This is a genomic window from Pseudomonas sp. GW821-FHT07B01 (genome assembly GCF_059419065.1).
Map to the genome: position 1 here is coordinate 1 of NZ_JBWKRA010000050.1, position 1,121 is coordinate 1,121.

Here is a 1,121-nt window from a genome sequence, read left to right on the forward strand (position 1 = left end):
TCGAGTTTTTCGAAGTTGCCGCCAGAAGCGTCGGTGATTTTGACGGTCTGGGTGCTATTGTCGATGAACACGTCATCGGTAGGCGCAGGGACAGTCACGGTGCCAACAGTGTCGCCAGCCTTGATGGTGATCGACGAGCCGTTATCCAGCTTCAGGGTGACGTCAGTGCCAGCCTTGTTGCTCAAGGTCGCGGTGTAGGTAATCTGGCCACCTTCGTTAACCGCACTTGGCGCAGTCAGGGTGACAGTCGTTGTGTTGTCGGTACCGGGGGTATCGGTGACAGTGGTGTTCACTGCCGTAGTGCCGGGCACCAGGTTCTCGAAATGCTCGCCGCCAGTCACGCTTTTGATAGCCGTGGTGACGGTTTGGTCGCCCTTATACACATCATCAGGAGCAATAACCGAAACGCTACCGCTCGATTGGTTTACGCCGATGGTGATGGTCTTGCCGTTGTCCAAGGTGACGGTCAACGGGTTGGTGATGTTAGTCACCGCCGCGCCGTTTTTATCCACAAGGCTGGCGGTGTAGACGATGTTGCCGCCTTCACCAACGGTGGTGGTGGCGGTCAGGACCACATCAACTTTGTCGATGGTGTCGTTGATCGTAGTGGTCGCACCATCGCCCGCAACTTCCAATTTCTCGAAATTGCCGCCAGAGGTCTCAGTGATCTTGACCGTCTGCGTGCTCTTGTCGATGAACACGTCATCGGTAGGCGCAGGGACGGTCACGGTGCCAACCGTGTCGCCAGCCTTGATGGTGATCGACGAGCCGTTATCCAGCTTCAAGATGACGTCAGTACCGGCCTTGTTGCTCAAGGTCGCGGTGTACGTAATCTGACCACCTTCGTTTGCCTCAGCCGGAGCCGTCAACGTAACGGTGGTGGTGTTATCGGTGCCAGGGTTATCGGTGACAGTAGTGTTCACTGCCGTCGTGCCAGGGACCAGGTTTTCGAAGTGCTCGCCGCCGGTCACGGTTTTGATGGCGGTAGTGACAGTTTGATCGCCTTTGTACACATCATCCGGCGCGATGGTGGTGATAGAGCCACTCGACTGATTCACACCAATGGTGATGGTCTTGCCGTTATCGAGGGTGACGGTCAGCGGATTGGTGATGTTAGTCAC

Annotated in this window: 1 protein-coding gene; it reads right to left on the reverse strand. The window is 56.3% G+C overall.

From position 1 onward, the window contains the following. Positions 1-1,121: immunoglobulin-like domain-containing protein (locus AC07S6_RS27280; RefSeq protein ID WP_495113413.1), on the reverse strand; the 1,121-nt coding region annotated here is incomplete at both ends.